We start from the raw sequence: 17,931 nt of genomic DNA, 5'->3' as shown, positions 1-17,931 counted from the left end.
TCCCTAAACTTTACAGCAGGCCAGCATGCTGAAGCGCTGCTTTGACGATGTCACGACCATGGTCCGTGATAGGCGTCATTGGCAGGCGCAGCGTGTCGGTCGCCACAAGACCCAATGCCTTACATGCCCATTTCACCGGGATAGGATTGGGTTCGACAAATAGTTTGTTGTGTAACGGCATCAGACGCTGGTTGATAGCGCGCGCCTCGGCAAATTGCCCTTCCGCCGCCAGTTTGCACATGTCAGCCATCTCGCGCGCCGCTACGTTAGCCGTAACGGAAATCACGCCATGACCACCCAGTTGCATAAAGTCCAGCGCAGACGCGTCATCGCCGCTAAGCAGAATAAAATCGTCTGAAACCAGCTCTTTGATCTGGTGAACGCGGGTTAAGTTCCCTGTCGCCTCTTTGATAGCGATAATATTTTTTATTTCCGCCAGACGACCCACGGTTTCCGGCAACATATCGCAACCGGTACGGGACGGCACATTATACAGAATTTGCGGCAAGTCAGTGTGTTCCGCGATGGCTTTGAAATGCTGGAACAAACCTTCCTGCGTGGGGCGATTGTAGTACGGCGTTACCGTCAGGCAGCCAACAATGCCGCTATCGTTAAAACGCTGCGTCAGGCTAATCGCTTCCGCGGTCGCGTTTGCGCCCGTGCCGGCGATAACCGGAATACGTCCGTCAGCCAGTTCCAGCGTCATCATCACGACATCGCCATGTTCATCATGGCTTAGCGTGGCAGACTCGCCGGTGGTGCCAACCGAAACAATCGCCGAGGTACCGTTGGCGACATGATAATCAATGAGTTTTTTCAGGCAAGACCTACTGACGTTACCTTTCTCATCCATCGGCGTAACAAGCGCGACAATACTTCCCGTGAACATGGGCCATCCTCTGTGCAAACAAGTCCCTCAATGGTACGTTTGGTATGGCAATAAAAGCAAGCGACCAAAGCCGTTCTGATTGTTGTATGCAGGTTTTTTTTATGGTTTCCTTAAGATTACCTCACCGCTCAAAGGAATAACTGGTTTGACACCGTCATCACAACACTATTTGGTTATCACTGCGCTGGGCGCCGACAGGCCCGGTATTGTGAATACCATTACTCGCCATGTCAGCAGTTGCGGCTGTAATATCGAAGACAGCCGACTGGCGATGCTGGGCGATGAATTCACGTTTATTATGCTGTTGTCCGGCACGTGGAACGCGATTACCTTGATTGAATCGACATTGCCGTTAAAAGGCGCGGAGCTGGATCTGCTGATTGTGATGAAACGGACGTCCGACCGCCCCCGCCCGGCAATGCCCGCGACGGTATGGGTTCAGGTTGAGGTCGCCGACTCCCCGCATTTAATTGAGCGATTCACCGCGCTGTTTAATAGTCATGAAATGAATATTGCGGAGCTGGTCTCCCGCACACAGCCGGCTGAAGGTGATAAAGCTGCGCAATTATTTATTCAAATCACCGCACATAGCCCGGCGTCGCAAAATTCCGCAAATATTGAGCAAGCCTTTAAAGCACTATGTACAGAACTCAATGCGCAAGGCAGTATAAACGTCGTCAATTACTCACAACATGATGAACAGGATGGAGTTAAGTAATGAATCCACTGAAAGCCGGTGATATCGCACCGAAATTTAGCTTGCCGGATCAAGACGGGGAACAAGTAAATTTGACCGACTTCCAGGGACAGCGCGTTCTGGTTTATTTCTACCCAAAAGCCATGACACCCGGCTGTACCGTGCAGGCCTGCGGCTTACGCGATAACATGGACGAGCTCAAAAAAGCAGGCGTGGACGTGCTGGGCATCAGCACCGATAAACCTGAAAAACTCTCCCGTTTCGCTGAAAAAGAGCTGCTGAACTTTACCCTTTTGTCCGATGAAAACCATCAGGTGTGTGAACAGTTCGGCGTCTGGGGCGAAAAGTCGTTTATGGGCAAAACGTATGACGGCATTCACCGCATCAGCTTTTTGATTGACGCTGATGGTAAGATTGAACACGTCTTTAATGATTTTAAAACCAGCAATCACCATGATGTGGTGCTGAACTGGCTGAAAGAAAACGCGTAAAAGCCTCAGGCCGCGCTGATGTGCGGCCTGGAAAGGGAATGTGCCGTCAGGCTTGCCGCGCCAGACGCCATATCGCCGCCACATTGCGCGCCGACAGGCTCAGGTTATATTCCGCCTCGTGTAAGGCTTCCGGCAGCGTAACGATATGCGACAAAATCGACAGCGCCGCATCGATACCCTGCTGATACACAACGTGATGATCGTGTTGCAGCCCACCGGCGAGCGCGATAACCGGTTTATGATACCGCTTCGCCACTCTGGCGACGCCAATCGGCGTCTTGCCGCAAATACTTTGGCTGTCCAGCCGCCCTTCTCCGGTAATCACCAGATCGGCATCTTTAACCGCCTGCTCAAGCTGTAGCGTTTCCACAACAATCTCTACGCCGGCGCGTAATTCCGCATTGAGCAATCCTAAAAGCGCGGCGCCCATTCCACCTGCCGCACCCGCGCCGGGAGCGTTAATCACCTCACGTCCCGTAGCCTGATAAATATGTCGGCCCCAGTTTTCCAGCGCCGCGTCCAGGGTGTTCACCATTTCCGCTGTCGCCCCTTTTTGTGGGCCAAAAATGGCCGATGCGCCCTGGGGACCACACAGCGGATTGTTGACATCGCACGCCACGGTTATCGATACCTTACGCAGCAATGGGTGACAACCGGACAGATCGATAGAGGCCAGCGCCGCCAGCGCCTCGCCGCCCGGAGAAAGCGAGCGCCCCTGTTTATCGCGCAATATAACGCCAAGCGCCTGCATCATCCCCGCGCCGCCGTCATTCGTCGCGCTGCCGCCAATTCCCAGAATAATACGCTTTACGCCACGCTCCAGCGCCGCGACGATTAACTCGCCGGTGCCGTAGCTGGTGGTATTAAGCGGGTTGCGCAATTCAGGCGAAACGTGATGCAGCCCGGATGCCGCCGCCATTTCAATCACGGCGGTATCGCTATCGCCCAGCATTCCCCAGCGCGCGGCCACCGGCTGCCCAAGCGGGCCTTGTACCCACTGGTCAACATAACGCCCGCCGCTGGCTTCCACCATTGATTGTACGGTTCCTTCCCCGCCATCCGCCATGGGCACTTTAACGTAGTCGGCGTCAGGATAAATTTCGCGGAACCCCTTTTCTATCGCCTCAGCGACCGCCATTGCGGACAAACTTTCTTTAAATGAATCAGGAGCAATAACAATTTTCATAGGGATTATCCTGCAAAACCAAAGAAACCGAACATCAGAGTAGAAATAAAGGTAATGGCTAACCCCACCAGCGTTTCATACGGCATTAGCTTTAAACGTTCATGAATTTGCATATTGACGCTGCCGCCCGTCGCGTGGAAAAAGCTGCCGTGCGGCAGATGGTCCAGCACCGTGGCGCCCGCATGGATCATAGCGGCTCCCGCCAGGGCGGAAACGCCAAGTTCAAGTAACGTGGGAGAGAAAACGCCGGACGCCACCGCCGTTCCCGCTGTGGTTGAGGCCGTCGCCATTGACATCATGGCGCCAGACACGGGTGCCAGCAGCCAGGACGGCAATCCCGAAGCGGTGAGGCCATGAATCAGGACATCTTTAAGTTCGGAATTAGCGATAATGCCGGCCAGCGTACCGGTTCCCAGCAACATAATAGCGACAGGCGCCATACGCATCAGACCGGCGACCATGTACTGGTTACAGTGGCGCGCGCGTCCCATCAACAGCAGACCGACCAATCCCCCTACGGGCAGGGCAATTAACGGGTCAATGGAAATGCCGGCAAACGGACGGAGAGAAAGCAGGAAAATAGCGACCAGCGGCGCGCTAATCGCCACCAGAAAGCCGGGTCTGGCGACGGAGTCATCATGGTGAGTCACTTCATGATCGGCGACGCCCGCGCCTTTATTATTCAGCCGTTTCGCTAACAGATAGGCGATAATAAGCCCAACGATGCCCGGAACCACGCCCGCCAGCATAATAGAGGTAAGAGGAACATGAAACGCATCAGAGGCGGCAATAGCGTTCGGGTTGGGTGACATCACGTTACCCGCTTTGCCGCCGCCAACCATCGCCAGCAGAATAGCGCTTTTTGACAGGCCAGCATTACGCGCAATCGACAGCGCAATCGGCGCGACGGTAATCACCGCCACATCAATAAATACGCCGACGGCGGTCAAACATAGTGTGGCAATGGCTAATGCCAATAATGCCCGGGTTTCCCCCACTTTGCGGACAATCGTCTCAGCAATCGTATTCGCCGCCCCGGACTCAATTAATACGCCCGCCAGTACGCCTGCGGCCAGAATACGCAATACGGCATTAACGATGCCCTGCGCGCCTGACACCATCAGCGACACGGTTTGCAGAAGATCGGCGCCGCCAATCAAACCGCCGACCAGCGCGCCCGCCATCATGCCGTAGGCTGGCGACACTTTTCTTAAAATTAATACGATGGCCACAACCAATGCGGCAATGGCTCCCAGGGTGGATATCGACGTCATATACTGCGCCTCCTTTAACATGGAGCGCGCAGTATGGAAAAACCCGCCTAAAAATCCGCTGGAGCTTTCAACAAATTTCGATTCGACCTGGCAGCGGTAACTTGTCGGACGGTACAGATTCGGCCTGGAGCTCCATACCGATATAAAGCCAAAGCGTACTTTTTAACTCGTTGATTTTTATGTGTGTAATATCCTCACAGCGCTGTAAGCGATAGCGCAATGTATTCACATGAATATGCAATGCTTTGGCTGTTTGCGTCAGGTCACAATTATGTTCAAACCAGGTCCGCAGCGTCTGTTGCAATACGCCTTTCGCGTCATGTTGCGCCAGTTGCAGCCACAGACGCGATAGCTCCTGCACTTGCCAACTTTCAGACAGCCCGCTTAGCAGCGCGGGAAGCGCATGGTCATGATAAAAAATGTACTGGCTGCGCAGCTTTTGTCTTTTCGCCATCGCCTGCGTGGCTCTCGCAGTGAGCAAAGATCGGTGCAATCCCGTCTCGCCGGCAAAATAACCCCCAACCAAAATACGGCTAAAGCCCGATGATGCAGCCCATGATTTAAAAATCTGCAATTCGCCCATTTCCTGGCGGGTATTCCACTTTCCCTCTTTTAACGTGATAGGCTTAATAATGATTAATTCATTAAATTCGGTAAACGTCACCAAATGGTTGCGCGCGTGATTCTCGAAATAATCCATTACATTGCGCAGCGCTTCGCGATCCGGCTGGGAAAGTTCAATAATCAGCACCACTCTGGGAACCGCCAGATCAATGCCCAGATAGGCCGCCATAGAGCGCAACGACTCTGTTGAATTTTCTCGCAAAATCAATTGGTTGATCAGCTCTTCGCGATAGCGTTTATCCCACTGTCGCTGTTCGATCAGCACCATATGCTCGATCACCAGCTCCGCCGCCATTTTAACCAGCTCGGCATACGCGCGAACCTCCTCCGGCTCGCCGGTAATGCCGACCACGCCGATAAGCTGTTCATGAAAAGAGATGGGAAGATTAATGCCGGATCGCACGCCTTTTAGCTGATTGGCGGTAGCGGAATCAATTTCTACAATACGGTTTTCCTTCAGCGCCAGAATGGCCCCTTCGTGACGCTGGCGAAGCCGCGAAGGTTCGCCAGACGCGATAATGACGCCATGTTCATCCATGACGTTTACCGAGTAAGGAATAATTTTCATGGCTCGCTGTACAATTTGCCGCGCGGTATACCCTTTCAAGTAATGTTTTCTCAACACACTCATTCCCTGTTTCGTTATCGCTTTACATTAAAAAAGCAATCTCGCATCAATGATGTCACTTATTAACGAATTTCTCAGAAGAATGCTTAGGTTAAGTCACCAAATTTTGGCGGCTTTACAGCGAGAATTTTGTAGGTTCCGACAATAAAAATGCCGCAACACGGCGCGGCATTAAAAAAAGAGCGGCTTTCTAAGCGCTTGTCCCTCATCAGGCGTGCGCAAAATGGCGGCAGGGCACTATGATGTCGTTCACGCTTTACAACTTTTGTACAGGCCGCTCAGGATGAGGCATCTGTCACCTGACCATCCGGCCAGGCATGGACAACGGCTTTAATCAGCGTCGCCAATGGAATGGCGAAAAACACTCCCCAAAAACCCCACAGACCGCCGAAAATCACCACTGACAGAATAATCACCAGCGGATGCAAATTCACCGCTTCGGAGAAAAGTACCGGTACCAGCAAATTGCCATCCAGCGCCTGAATAATCAGATAAACGGCAAAACAGCTCCAGAATTCCGTCCCCAGGCCAAACTGAAACAGCGCGACGCCCACCACCGGAATTGTCACCACAAAGGCGCCGATATAGGGGATCAGGACCGAAAAGCCCACCAGTACCGCCAGCAGTAGCGAATAATTGAGGCCAAACAGCAAAAAGCCCAGCCAGGTCGCTACGCCCACCACCACCATCTCCAGCACTTTTCCGCGGATATAGTTGGTGATCTGCTGATTCATCTCATTCCACACCTGCCCCGCCAGCCCGCGATTACGCGGCAGCACGCGGCGCACGGCATTCAGCATCTGCTCTTTATCTTTTACCAGGAAAAAGACCATCAGCGGCACCAGCACCAGATATACCGCCAGCGTCAGTAGCCCGACTAACGAAGCCAGCGAATACTTCACCACCGAATCGCCCATGTTAAGCATCCGGGTACGCATGTTTTCCGCCATCGCATCAATAATGCCCGCATCCATCAGCGCCGGATAGCGTCGCGGCAAGGTCGCGGCAAAATCGGACAGTTTATTCAGCATACCGGGCATATCACGAATCAGGTAAATACCCTGCTGCCAGGCAATCGGCATCACCACAAACGCCATTAATAACAGAATGCCGACAAAGAGGATAAGGACAATGGAGGCTGCCCAGCGCCGGGAACAGCCAATCGCCTGCAGGCGCGCCGTCGGCCACTCCAGCAGGTAGGCCAGTACGATTGCGACCAGCAGCGGCGCTAACAGGCCGCTAAAGAAAAAGAGGATGCTAAAACCAGCCACCAGAATGACCAGCAAGGCAATCGCCTCCGGGTCGCTGAAGCGACGGCGATACCATTGCATTAACATTTCGAGCATAAAACCCTTCCCAGAACTCAACTGCGGGATTGTGATGCCGAATTGTATCGAAATGTCACAAAAAAGACTTCGCTTTTTATCGTTGATTCAGGAAACTAAAATAGTGAGTCTGTGCTCATCACAGTTACACTTATGAAGTGTCGGAGCGTGGAACGATATTTCACGACGTTGGTCAAAGGGCTATCTCAAAACAACAGGATAGAGGTTATGTTCAGGCAGTTGAAAAAAAACCTGGTGGCAACCCTCATTGCAGCATTGGCTCTCGGTCAGGTCGCGCCCGCATTTGCCGACCCTGCCGACACGCTGCCTGATATGGGAACCTCGGCAGGAAGCACGCTTTCTATCGGACAAGAGATGCAAATGGGCGACTTTTATGTGCGCCAGCTACGCGGCAGCGCGCCGTTAATCAACGATCCGCTGCTGGTGCAATACATTAACGCGCTGGGGATGCGTCTGGTCTCGCACGCCGACTCCGTCAAAACGCCCTTCCATTTTTTCTTGATCAATAATGACGAAATCAACGCGTTCGCGTTCTTTGGCGGCAATGTGGTGTTGCACTCGGCGCTTTTTCGCTACGCGGATAACGAAAGCCAGCTAGCTTCAGTCATGGCGCATGAAATCTCCCACGTGACGCAGCGCCATCTGGCGCGCGCGATGGAAGATCAAAAGCGCAGCGCGCCGCTTACCTGGGTGGGCGCGCTGGGTTCCATTTTGCTGGCCATGGCCAGCCCACAGGCCGGTATGGCGGCGCTAACCGGTACTCTGGCGGGAACGCGCCAGGGAATGATAAGTTTCACCCAGCAAAATGAGCAAGAAGCCGACCGTATTGGTATTCAGGTACTGCAACGCGCCGGATTTGACCCACAGGCGATGCCCTCTTTCCTCGAAAAACTGCTCGACCAGGCGCGTTACTCCACGCGTCCGCCTGAAATTTTGCTCACTCACCCCTTACCGGAAAGCCGCCTTGCAGATGCCCGCAACCGTGCCAACCAGATGCGCCCGGTCGTGGTGCAATCTTCCGCCGACTTCTATCTCGCCAAAGCGCGCGCCCTGGGAATGTACAATTCCGGACGTAACCAGCTCACCAGCGACCTGCTGGATCAGTGGTCTAAAGGCAACGTGCGTCAGCAACATGCGGCGCAATATGGCCGGGCGTTGCAGGCGATGGAAGCGAGCAAGTACGATGAAGCGCGCAAAACGTTGCAGCCGCTGTTAAGCGCGGAGCCGAACAATGCCTGGTATCTTGACCTCGCCACCGATATTGACCTGGGGCAGAAAAGAGCCAACGACGCGATTAATCGCCTGAAAAATGCCCGCGATCTGCGCGTTAATCCTGTGCTGCAGTTAAACCTCGCCAATGCGTACCTCCAGGGAGGCCAGCCAAAAGCGGCGGAAACCATTCTGAATCGCTACACCTTTAGCCATAAAGATGACGGTAACGGCTGGGATCTGCTTGCTCAGGCCGAAGCCGCGCTGAACAACCGCGATCAGGAGCTGGCGGCACGCGCTGAAAGTTATGCGCTGGCGGGACGACTGGATCAGGCAATTTCACTGCTCAGTAGCGCCAGCGCCCAGGCAAAACTGGGTAGCCAGCAACAGGCGCGTTACGATGCGCGTATCGACCAGCTGCGCCAGTTACAGGAACGCTTCAAGCCATACACGAAAATGTAATCGCCGTTTATTATCCGGATGGCGTCACAAGGAGAACTCATGACCGACACGATTAAAATCTACCATAACCCGCGCTGTTCGAAGAGCCGCGACACGCTGAACCTGCTGAAATCTAACGGCGTGGAACCGGAAGTGGTGCTTTATCTGGATACGCCCGCTGACGCCGCCACCGTGCGAGAACTGCTGCGTATGTTGGGCATGTCCAGCGCGCGCGAACTGATGCGCCAAAAAGAAGATCTCTATAAAACGCTTCATCTGGCGGATAGCCAGCTGAGTGAAGAGGCGTTAATCCAGGCGCTGGTTGAACACCCTAAACTGATGGAGCGCCCCATTGTGGTGGCAAATGGTCAGGCGCGCATTGGCCGACCGCCTGAGCAGGTGCTGGACATCCTCGGTTAACCGTTGAACGCCGCCGTCGCGGCGTATTACAGTTTCAGGATCTCTTTGACAAACGGGATCGTCAGTTTTCGCTGGGCAGTGATCGACGCATGATCGAGCTGATCCAGCGTCATAAACAGCGTGCGCATTTCGCGATCAAGACGTTTGAGTAAAAACCGCCCGACATCTTCCGGCAGTTCAAACCCCCGTAACCGGGCGCGCAACTGTAGCGCCTGAAGTTTGTCTTCATCGGAAAGAGGCTGGAGTTTATAGATTTGCCCCCAGTCCAGACGGGAAGCGAGATCGGGCAAGCCCAGATTTAACTGTCTTGGCGGACGATCGCCGGTGATCAATAACCGCGTCTTACCGGACTCCAGAATGCGGTTATAGAGATCAAAGATCGCCATCTCCCACAGTTCATCGCCAGCGACACATTCAATGTTATCAATACACACCAGCGAGAGGTGTTCCATACCGTCGAGCACTTCCGGCACGAACCAGGTACGTTTATCGAGCGGGACGTAGCCTACCGCATCTCCACGCTGCGACAGTTCAGCGCAGGCGGCGTGCAGCAAATGGCTGCGGCCCGCGCCTTCACGCGCCCAAAGGTAGATATATCCACTATGTTCCTGGCGCAACACGTTTTGTAACGCGGCCAGTAGAGAGGCGTTATCCCCCGGCCAGAAACTTGCGAAAGTTTCGTCGTCAGGAAGATAAAGTGGCAAAGAGAGCTGTGCCGGTGTGTTCAGAGATACCTCAACCCAGGATGACATAAAATCGCGCTGAGTTTACCACATAATTCCCTTGAGATAGAACCGGGCAGCATCGCTGCCCGGCAACCCGTTACTGATGCGGAGACTCCGCATCATTTGCCTCCAGTACCACTTCTTCCGGACGCAACAGGCTAATCAGTTTAAAAATCAGGCTCAGGCAAATCCCGACGATGGTCGCCAGCGCCATCCCTTTCAATTCTGCCGCGCCGATATGCACTTTCGCGCCGCTCACGCCGATGATCAAAATCACCGAGGTGAGGATCAGGTTTTGCGCTTTGTTGTAATCGACTTTCGATTCGATCAAGACGCGAATCCCCGACGCGCCGATAACGCCGTACAACAGCAGTGAGACGCCGCCCATCACGGGTAACGGGATAATCTGAATCGCCGCCGCCAGTTTGCCGACGCAGGAAAGCAGAATGGCGAAAATCGCCGCGCCGCCGATAACCCAGGTACTGTAAACGCGGGTGATCGCCATGACGCCAATATTTTCCCCATAGGTGGTATTCGGCGTGGAGCCGAAGAAACCGGAGACGATCGTCGACAGTCCGTTAGCGAACATCGAGCGGTGCAAACCGGGATCGCGCACCAGATCTTTTTTGACGATATTCGCCGTCACCACCAGATGACCGACATGCTCGGCGATCACGACCAACGCCGCGGGCAGAATCGTCAGGATCGCGAACCATTCAAAACGCGGCGTATAGAAGGTCGGCAGCGCAAACCAGTGTGCCTGGGCAATGGGCGTGGTATCGACCACTCCCAGCGCGAATGACAGCGCATAGCCTGCCAGCACGCCGATCAAAATCGGAATGATCGCCAGGAAACCGCGAAACAGTACGGAGCCGAACACCGTCACCGCCAGCGTGACCATGGAGATGATAATTGTTTTCGTGTCCGGCGACTGCCCTTGCGCAGGCAGCAATCCGGCCATCCCCGCCGCGACGCCAGCCAGCTCCAGACCGATGACGGCAACGATTGCGCCCATTGCCGCAGGCGGGAACATCACATCCAGCCAGCCGGTGCCCGCTTTTTTAACGATGAAAGAAACCAGACAGAACAACACGCCGCACATAATAAAACCGCCCAGCGCCACTTCATAACCCAGCGGCAACAGCAGTAGTACCGGGGAAATAAAGGCAAAGCTCGATCCGAGGTAGGCCGGAATTTTACCTTTGCAGATAAAGAGATACAGCAGCGTTCCGATACCGTTAAACAGCAGCACCGTCGCGGGGTTGATATGAAACAGAACTGGCACCAGCACGGTCGCGCCAAACATGGCGAAAAGGTGCTGTAAACTAAGCGGGATTGTCTGTAAAAGCGGCGGTCTTTCACTCACCCCGATAGCACGGCGCGTCATAGTGTTTTCCTCTAAGTGTGTTTGTTATGAGTTGTTTTATTCAAAAAAAAGCCGACTCTTAAAGTCGGCTTTTAATTATTTATTCACTTACTTGGTACCAAAAATCTTATCGCCGGCATCGCCAAGCCCCGGAATAATGTATCCGTGCTCGTTAAGCCCCTGATCGATAGAGGCGGTGTACAGTTCAACGTCCGGGTGCGCTTTTTCCAGCGCCGCAATGCCTTCCGGCGCGGCGACCAGTACCAGCACCTTAATGCTGCTACAGCCTGCTTTTTTCAGCAGGTCGATGGTCGCGATGACAGAACCGCCGGTCGCCAGCATCGGGTCGACGATCAGCGCCATGCGCTCATCAATGTTCGATACCAGTTTCTGGAAATAAGGTACTGGCTCAAGCGTCTCTTCGTTACGGTACATCCCGACTACGCTGATACGCGCACTCGGTACATTTTCCAGAACGCCTTCCATCATGCCCAGACCCGCCCGCAGAATCGGCACAACGGTAATTTTTTTACCTTTGATCTGGTCGATTTCCACCGGGCCATTCCAGCCTTCGATGGTGACTTTTTCCGTTTCCAGGTCGGCTGTCGCTTCATACGTCAGCAGGCTGCCTACTTCTGAGGCGAGTTCACGAAAGCGTTTAGTGCTAATGTCGTTTTCACGCATCAGACCCAGCTTGTGTTTGACGAGTGGGTGTTTGACTTCCACGATCTTCATACTCTTCTCCTATCCTCAGATGACTGGCAACCACAAAAAAAATCGCCGGATTATACCGCTTTTCCTCTCTGACGCAACACAATGTATGCTTGACCTGGATCAACCAAAAGCGCAGATAGCGGAAAAGTGAGTATAAATCACTCACGTTGAAACAGGCGATAAAGGCTAACAACCGTTTGAATCTTAGCAATTTTAAGGATGAATAGCCTGTCCAGGCCACCTGTCGTAAACCAAGTGCTGGATATCCTTTTCTTTTTTACCAACAGAGAAATTTTCAAGCAGCGACCGAAACCATGCCAAAAAAATCGTCCGGATATCCAGGGCGCAGACCACGCTCGCAAACGTTTGCTTTCCCTGTTAGAATTGCGCCGAATTTAACTTTTACCGCAAGAAAAAACGTGGGGAATCAGGCAGTGACCGATAAGACCTCTCTTAGCTATAAAGATGCCGGCGTCGATATTGATGCGGGTAACGCTCTGGTTGATCGAATCAAAGGCGTAGTGAAGAAAACTCGCCGCCCGGAGGTTATGGGCGGTCTGGGCGGTTTCGGTGCGCTGTGCGCGTTGCCGCAAAAATATCGTGAACCGGTACTGGTTTCCGGCACTGACGGCGTAGGCACCAAACTTCGCCTGGCGATGGACTTAAAGCGTCACGACGCTATCGGTATTGATCTGGTGGCGATGTGCGTAAACGATCTGGTCGTTCAGGGCGCGGAACCGCTGTTTTTCCTCGATTACTATGCCACGGGTAAACTGGATGTCGATACCGCCGCCAGCGTGATCAACGGTATTGCCGAAGGCTGCCTGCAATCCGGCTGCGCGCTGGTTGGCGGCGAGACGGCGGAAATGCCGGGCATGTATCACGGCGAAGATTACGATGTGGCGGGTTTCTGCGTCGGCGTAGTCGAAAAATCAGAAATCATCGACGGCTCCCGGGTTGCCGAAGGCGACGTGCTGATTGCGCTCGGCTCCAGCGGCCCGCACTCGAATGGATATTCGCTGGTGCGGAAAATTATTGACGTTAGCGGCTGCGACCCACAGACCACTCTGCTGGAAGGGAAGCCGCTGGCCGATCATCTGCTTGAACCGACCCGTATCTACGTAAAATCGGTTCTGGAACTGATTGAAAACGTCGATGTACACGCTATCGCCCACCTCACCGGCGGCGGCTTTTGGGAAAATATTCCGCGCGTTCTGCCGGAGAATACCCAGGCGGTAATTAATGAGTCGTCATGGCAGTGGCCCGCCATCTTTACCTGGCTGCAAACCGCCGGTAATGTCAGCCGACATGAAATGTACCGTACCTTTAACTGCGGCGTCGGCATGGTGATTGCGCTCTCCGCTCCGGAAGCGGACAAAGCGCTTGCTCTGCTAAACGAGAAAGGTGAAAACGCATGGAAAATCGGTATCATCAAAGCCTCTGATTCCGAACAGCGTGTGGTTATTGAATAATGAATATTGTGGTGCTGATTTCCGGCAATGGAAGCAATTTACAGGCGATTATCGATGCCTGCGAAGCGAAGAAAATTAAAGGCACCCTCAGGGCAGTATTCAGCAATAAGGCCGACGCGTTCGGCCTTGAACGCGCCAGAGAAGCAGGCATTCCGGCGCAAGCGCTGACTGCCGATCGGTTTGACAGCCGCGACGCCTTCGATCGCGAGTTGATTCGCAAGATAGACGCGTATGCGCCCGATGTGGTCGTGCTGGCCGGTTTTATGCGTATTCTGAGTCCGATGTTTGTCGCGCATTACTACGGGCGTCTGCTGAACATTCACCCTTCCCTGCTGCCAAAATATCCGGGGTTGCATACCCATCGCCAGGCGCTGGAAAACGGCGATGAGGAGCACGGTACCTCGGTGCATTTCGTGACAGACGAACTCGACGGCGGCCCGGTCATTCTCCAGGCGAAGGTGCCGGTTTTTGCCGACGACAGCGAAGATGATATCACCGCACGCGTACAAACTCAGGAACATGCGATTTATCCGCTGGTGATTGGCTGGTTTGCGCAGGGGCGTCTAAAGATGCGCGATAACGCCGCCTGGCTGGACGGGCGTCGTCTGCCGCCGCAAGGTTATGCGTCTGACGAATAATACGTCATCGAACAGGACTGCGTCTGCTTGCCGGATGGCGGCATAAATGCCTATCCGGCCTACTCTTTTCCCTTCCTTTATGCTATCAGTTTATTGTCATATTTTTCTGGCGCAGTTGGACATTAACGCGTAATGCTCGCCATAATCATCAGGCAGTGTCCCGTGAATAAAACGGAGTATAGGTAGTAATGGGTCAGGAAAAGCTATATATCGAGAAAGAACTGAGCTGGTTAGCATTTAACGAACGCGTGTTACAGGAAGCAGCGGATAAATCCAACCCGTTGATTGAGCGGATGCGGTTCCTGGGAATCTATTCTAATAACCTCGACGAGTTCTACAAAGTGCGTTTCGCTGAACTGAAACGACGCATTATTATCAGCGAAGAACAGGGTTCAAATTCTCATTCACGCCATTTGTTAGGCAAAATTCAGTCCCGCGTGTTGAAAGCAGACCAGGAGTTCGACGGCCTGTACAACGAATTACTGCTGGAAATGGCGCGTAATCAAATCTTTCTGATCAACGAGCGTCAGCTCTCGGTGAACCAACAAAGCTGGTTGCGCCACTATTTTAAGCACTATTTGCGCCAGCATATTACCCCGATTCTCATTAACCGGGAGACGGATCTTGTTCAGTTTTTAAAAGATGATTACACCTATCTGGCGGTGGAGATTATCCGCGGCGATACCATCAACTATGCGCTGCTGGAGATACCGTCCGACAAAGTCCCACGCTTCGTTAATCTGCCGCCGGAGACACCGCGCAGACGCAAGCCGATGATTCTTCTGGATAATATTCTGCGCTACTGCCTGGATGACATTTTTAAAGGGTTCTTCGACTATGACGCGCTTAATGCCTATTCGATGAAAATGACCCGCGATGCCGAATATGACCTGGTGCATGAGATGGAATCCAGTCTGATGGAGCTGATGTCTTCCAGCCTGAAGCAGCGCCTGACCGCTGAACCTGTGCGCTTTGTCTATCAACGCGATATGCCCGCAGCGCTGGTTGACGTGCTGCGGGAAAAACTGACGATCTCCCGGTATGACTCAATCGTACCCGGCGGGCGCTACCACAATTTTAAAGACTTTATTAATTTTCCGAATGTCGGTAAAGCCAACCTGGTCAATAAACCGTTACCGCGGTTACGCCATCTTTGGTTTGATAAAGAGAAGTTTCGTAACGGTTTTGACGCGATTCGTGAACGTGATGTGCTGCTCTATTATCCGTACCATACCTTCGAGCATGTACTGGAACTGCTACGCCAGGCGTCGTTTGACCCAAGCGTGCTGGCGATCAAAATCAATATTTATCGCGTAGCGAAAGACTCGCGCATTATTGACTCGATGATCCATGCCGCCCATAACGGCAAAAAAGTCACCGTGGTGGTGGAGTTGCAGGCGCGCTTCGATGAAGAGGCGAATATTCACTGGGCCAAGCGGTTAACCGAAGCGGGCGTCCATGTTATTTTCTCTGCGCCTGGGCTGAAAATTCACGCCAAACTCTTCCTCATCTCACGAAAAGAGGGCGATGACGTGGTGCGTTATGCGCATATCGGCACCGGTAACTTCAACGAAAAAACAGCGCGGCTGTATACCGATTATTCGCTGCTGACCGCCGATGCGCGCATTACCAATGAAGTGCGTCGGGTCTTTAATTTTATTGAAAACCCCTATCGCCCGGTCACTTTCGATTATTTGATGGTTTCTCCACAAAACTCACGGCGTCTGCTGTATGAGATGATCGATCGTGAAATCGCCAATGCCCAGCAAGGCTTACCGTCAGGGATTACGTTAAAGCTTAACAACCTGGTCGATAAAGGGTTGGTCGACAGGCTATACGCCGCGTCGGGTTCGGGCGTCCAGGTCAATCTGCTGGTGCGCGGTATGTGTTCTCTTATTCCGCAGCTGGAAGGCATTAGCGATAATATTCGCGCGATTAGCATCGTGGATCGCTATCTGGAACACGATCGGGTTTATATTTTCGAAAACGGCGGTGATAAGCAAGTTTGGCTCTCTTCAGCTGACTGGATGACGCGTAATATTGACTACCGTATCGAAGTCGCTACGCCTATCCTCGACCCGCGGCTTAAACAACGCGTCCTGGATATCATTGACATTCTGTTTAGCGACACGGTAAAAGCGCGTTTTATCGATAAAGAACTCAGCAACCGCTACGTGCCGCGCGGCAATCGCCGTAAAGTTCAGGCGCAGCTGGCAATTTATGACTACATCAAATCACTCGAGCAACCAGACTAACGCTATGCCAATTTACGATAAATCCCCTCGCCCGCAGGAGTTCGCTGCGGTCGATCTCGGCTCAAACAGCTTTCATATGGTCATTGCCCGCGTGGTTGACGGCGCAATGCAGATTATCGGGCGCTTAAAACAGCGCGTCCATCTGGCGGACGGGCTGGGCGCGGATAACAAACTCAGCGAAGAAGCCATGGAACGGGGGCTTAGCTGTCTGTCGCTGTTTGCTGAACGCTTACAAGGTTTCTCCCCTTCCAGCGTCTGTATCGTAGGCACCCATACGTTACGTCAGGCGCAAAATGCCGCTGATTTTCTCAAACGCGCGGAAAAGGTTATTCCCTACCCGATAGAGATTATTTCCGGTAACGAAGAAGCGCGCCTGATTTTTATGGGCGTAGAACATACGCAGCCGGAAAAAGGCCGCAAGCTGGTGATCGATATCGGCGGCGGGTCAACAGAGCTGGTCATTGGCGAAAACTTCGAACCCAAGCTGGTTGAAAGCCGTCGTATGGGCTGCGTGAGCTTCGCGCAGCTCTACTTTCCCGGCGGCGTTATCAATAAAGAAAACTTCCAGCGCGCCCGAATGGCGGCGGCGCAAAAACTGGAAACCTTAACCTGGCAGTATCGTATTCAGGGTTGGAACGTGGCGATGGGAGCTTCCGGTACGATTAAGGCCGCTCATGAAGTTCTCCTGGCGCTGGGTGAGAAAGATGGCTTCATTACGCCGGAGCGCCTCGATAAACTGAAGTCAGAAGTGTTGAAGCACCGCTCCTTTAATGCGCTCAGCCTGCCGGGTCTGTCTGAAGAACGAAAAGCGGTCTTTGTGCCGGGCCTGGCGATTCTGTGCGGCGTTTTTGATGCTCTGGCTATCCGCGAGCTTCGCCTTTCCGACGGCGCGTTGCGCGAAGGCGTGCTGTATGAAATGGAAGGCCGCTTCCGCCATCAGGATGTTCGCAGCCGTACCGCAAAAAGTCTGGCCAATCAATACAACATTGACAGAGAACAGGCCAGACGCGTGCTGGAAACCACCATGCAAATGTACGAGCAGTGGCAGGCCCAGCAGCCAAAACTGGCGCATCCGCAGCTTGAAGCGTTGCTCCGCTGGGCGGCAATGCTGCATGAGGTTGGACTGAATATTAATCACAGCGGTTTACATCGCCATTCGGCTTATATTCTGCAACACAGCGATTTGCCCGGCTTTAATCAGGAGCAGCAAATGATGATGGCGACGCTGGTGCGTTATCATCGTAAAGCCATAAAACTGGATGATATGCCCCGCTTTACGCTGTTTAAGAAAAAACAGTATCTGCCGTTAATTCAGCTACTTCGGCTGGGCGTATTACTGAACAACCAGCGGCAGGCGACCACCACGCCGCCGACGCTGCGGCTAACGACCGATGACAGCCACTGGACGTTATGTTTTCCGCATGACTGGTTCAGCCAGAATGCGCTGGTACTGCTTGATCTGGAAAAAGAACAGCAGTACTGGGAAGCGGTAACTGGCTGGCGTCTCAATATTGAGGAAGAAAGCTCGCCGGAGATCGCCGCGTAAATTGTGGATC

Annotated in this window: 16 protein-coding genes; 8 read left to right on the top strand and 8 right to left on the bottom strand. The window is 53.3% G+C overall.

Annotated features, from left to right (window positions below; genetic code table 11):
- Positions 1-10 precede the first annotated feature (10 nt).
- Positions 11-889 (bottom strand): 4-hydroxy-tetrahydrodipicolinate synthase, encoded by an 879-nt coding sequence (dapA, locus tag LDB27_RS06180; RefSeq protein WP_000494020.1) that lies wholly within the window; start codon positions 887-889, stop codon positions 11-13.
- A gap of 145 nt (positions 890-1,034) precedes the next feature.
- On the opposite strand from dapA, the gene LDB27_RS06175 reads away from it, so the two are divergent.
- Positions 1,035-1,607, top strand: a complete 573-nt coding sequence (locus LDB27_RS06175) for a glycine cleavage system transcriptional repressor (protein ID WP_000189061.1) — start codon at positions 1,035-1,037, stop codon at positions 1,605-1,607.
- On the top strand, positions 1,607-2,077 hold the full coding sequence (gene bcp, locus LDB27_RS06170) for a thioredoxin-dependent thiol peroxidase (RefSeq protein ID WP_001068686.1): 471 nt from the start codon (positions 1,607-1,609) through the stop codon (positions 2,075-2,077). The genes LDB27_RS06175 and bcp overlap by 1 nt, the downstream gene beginning before the upstream one ends.
- 46 nt (positions 2,078-2,123) lie before the next feature.
- Here the strand turns inward: bcp and LDB27_RS06165 are convergent, their stop codons facing one another.
- The 4 genes from LDB27_RS06165 to LDB27_RS06150 all read right to left on the bottom strand — a co-directional run bounded on the left by LDB27_RS06165 (position 2,124) and on the right by LDB27_RS06150 (position 7,135).
- Complete coding sequence (locus LDB27_RS06165) at positions 2,124-3,263, bottom strand: glycerate kinase (protein WP_000706377.1); 1,140 nt, start codon at positions 3,261-3,263, stop codon at positions 2,124-2,126.
- A gap of 5 nt (positions 3,264-3,268) precedes the next feature.
- Entirely contained in the window at positions 3,269-4,537 is a 1,269-nt protein-coding gene (locus LDB27_RS06160) for a GntP family permease (protein WP_000200859.1), read from the bottom strand.
- A gap of 67 nt (positions 4,538-4,604) precedes the next feature.
- The gene (locus LDB27_RS06155; protein ID WP_001533732.1) at positions 4,605-5,792 is read right to left on the bottom strand and encodes a sugar diacid recognition domain-containing protein; all 1,188 of its coding nucleotides are present in this window, start codon (positions 5,790-5,792) and stop codon (positions 4,605-4,607) included.
- Between the two features lie 275 nt (positions 5,793-6,067).
- Complete coding sequence (locus LDB27_RS06150; protein WP_000892056.1) at positions 6,068-7,135, bottom strand: AI-2E family transporter; 1,068 nt, start codon at positions 7,133-7,135, stop codon at positions 6,068-6,070.
- A 207-nt stretch (positions 7,136-7,342) separates the two neighbouring features.
- Between LDB27_RS06150 and bepA the strand changes: the two genes are divergently transcribed.
- Positions 7,343-8,806 carry a beta-barrel assembly-enhancing protease gene (gene bepA, locus LDB27_RS06145; protein WP_000489631.1) on the top strand — a complete coding sequence of 488 codons (1,464 nt, stop codon included), beginning with the start codon at positions 7,343-7,345 and terminating at the stop codon, positions 8,804-8,806.
- Positions 8,807-8,845: 39 nt separating this feature from the next.
- Complete coding sequence (gene arsC / locus LDB27_RS06140; RefSeq protein WP_000132650.1) at positions 8,846-9,205, top strand: arsenate reductase (glutaredoxin); 360 nt, start codon at positions 8,846-8,848, stop codon at positions 9,203-9,205.
- 26 nt (positions 9,206-9,231) lie between these two features.
- Here the strand turns inward: arsC and LDB27_RS06135 are convergent, their stop codons facing one another.
- The 3 genes from LDB27_RS06135 to upp form a co-directional block, all read right to left on the bottom strand.
- A complete protein-coding gene (locus tag LDB27_RS06135; protein ID WP_061835882.1) occupies positions 9,232-9,933 on the bottom strand; it encodes a DnaA inactivator Hda in 702 nt (233 codons plus the stop codon).
- A gap of 94 nt (positions 9,934-10,027) precedes the next feature.
- Positions 10,028-11,317 carry a uracil permease gene (gene uraA, locus LDB27_RS06130; protein ID WP_000198344.1) on the bottom strand — a complete coding sequence of 430 codons (1,290 nt, stop codon included), beginning with the start codon at positions 11,315-11,317 and terminating at the stop codon, positions 10,028-10,030.
- 87 nt (positions 11,318-11,404) lie between these two features.
- Positions 11,405-12,031: a uracil phosphoribosyltransferase gene (gene upp / locus LDB27_RS06125; RefSeq protein ID WP_000706208.1), complete on the bottom strand. Its 627-nt coding sequence runs from the start codon at positions 12,029-12,031 to the stop codon at positions 11,405-11,407.
- A gap of 413 nt (positions 12,032-12,444) precedes the next feature.
- Here upp and purM point away from each other — a divergent pair, with 413 nt between their 5' ends.
- The 4 genes from purM to ppx all read left to right on the top strand — a co-directional run bounded on the left by purM (position 12,445) and on the right by ppx (position 17,921).
- Positions 12,445-13,482: a phosphoribosylformylglycinamidine cyclo-ligase gene (purM, locus tag LDB27_RS06120; RefSeq protein ID WP_000130477.1), complete on the top strand. Its 1,038-nt coding sequence runs from the start codon at positions 12,445-12,447 to the stop codon at positions 13,480-13,482.
- The gene (gene purN / locus LDB27_RS06115; RefSeq protein ID WP_001028588.1) at positions 13,482-14,120 is read left to right on the top strand and encodes a phosphoribosylglycinamide formyltransferase; all 639 of its coding nucleotides are present in this window, start codon (positions 13,482-13,484) and stop codon (positions 14,118-14,120) included. Before purM ends, purN begins: the two co-directional genes overlap by 1 nt.
- A 188-nt stretch (positions 14,121-14,308) precedes the next feature.
- The gene (ppk1, locus tag LDB27_RS06110) at positions 14,309-16,375 is read left to right on the top strand and encodes a polyphosphate kinase 1 (RefSeq protein ID WP_000529555.1); all 2,067 of its coding nucleotides are present in this window, start codon (positions 14,309-14,311) and stop codon (positions 16,373-16,375) included.
- A gap of 4 nt (positions 16,376-16,379) precedes the next feature.
- Entirely contained in the window at positions 16,380-17,921 is a 1,542-nt protein-coding gene (gene ppx / locus LDB27_RS06105) for an exopolyphosphatase (RefSeq protein ID WP_001123324.1), read from the top strand.
- Positions 17,922-17,931 lie beyond the last annotated feature (10 nt).

This window comes from Salmonella sp. JXY0409-18 (assembly GCF_020268625.1).
GTDB classification, from domain to species: domain Bacteria; phylum Pseudomonadota; class Gammaproteobacteria; order Enterobacterales; family Enterobacteriaceae; genus Salmonella; species Salmonella enterica.
The sequence above is the reverse complement of the archived record's forward strand: the minus strand, read 5'-3'. Positions and strand labels throughout refer to the sequence as shown.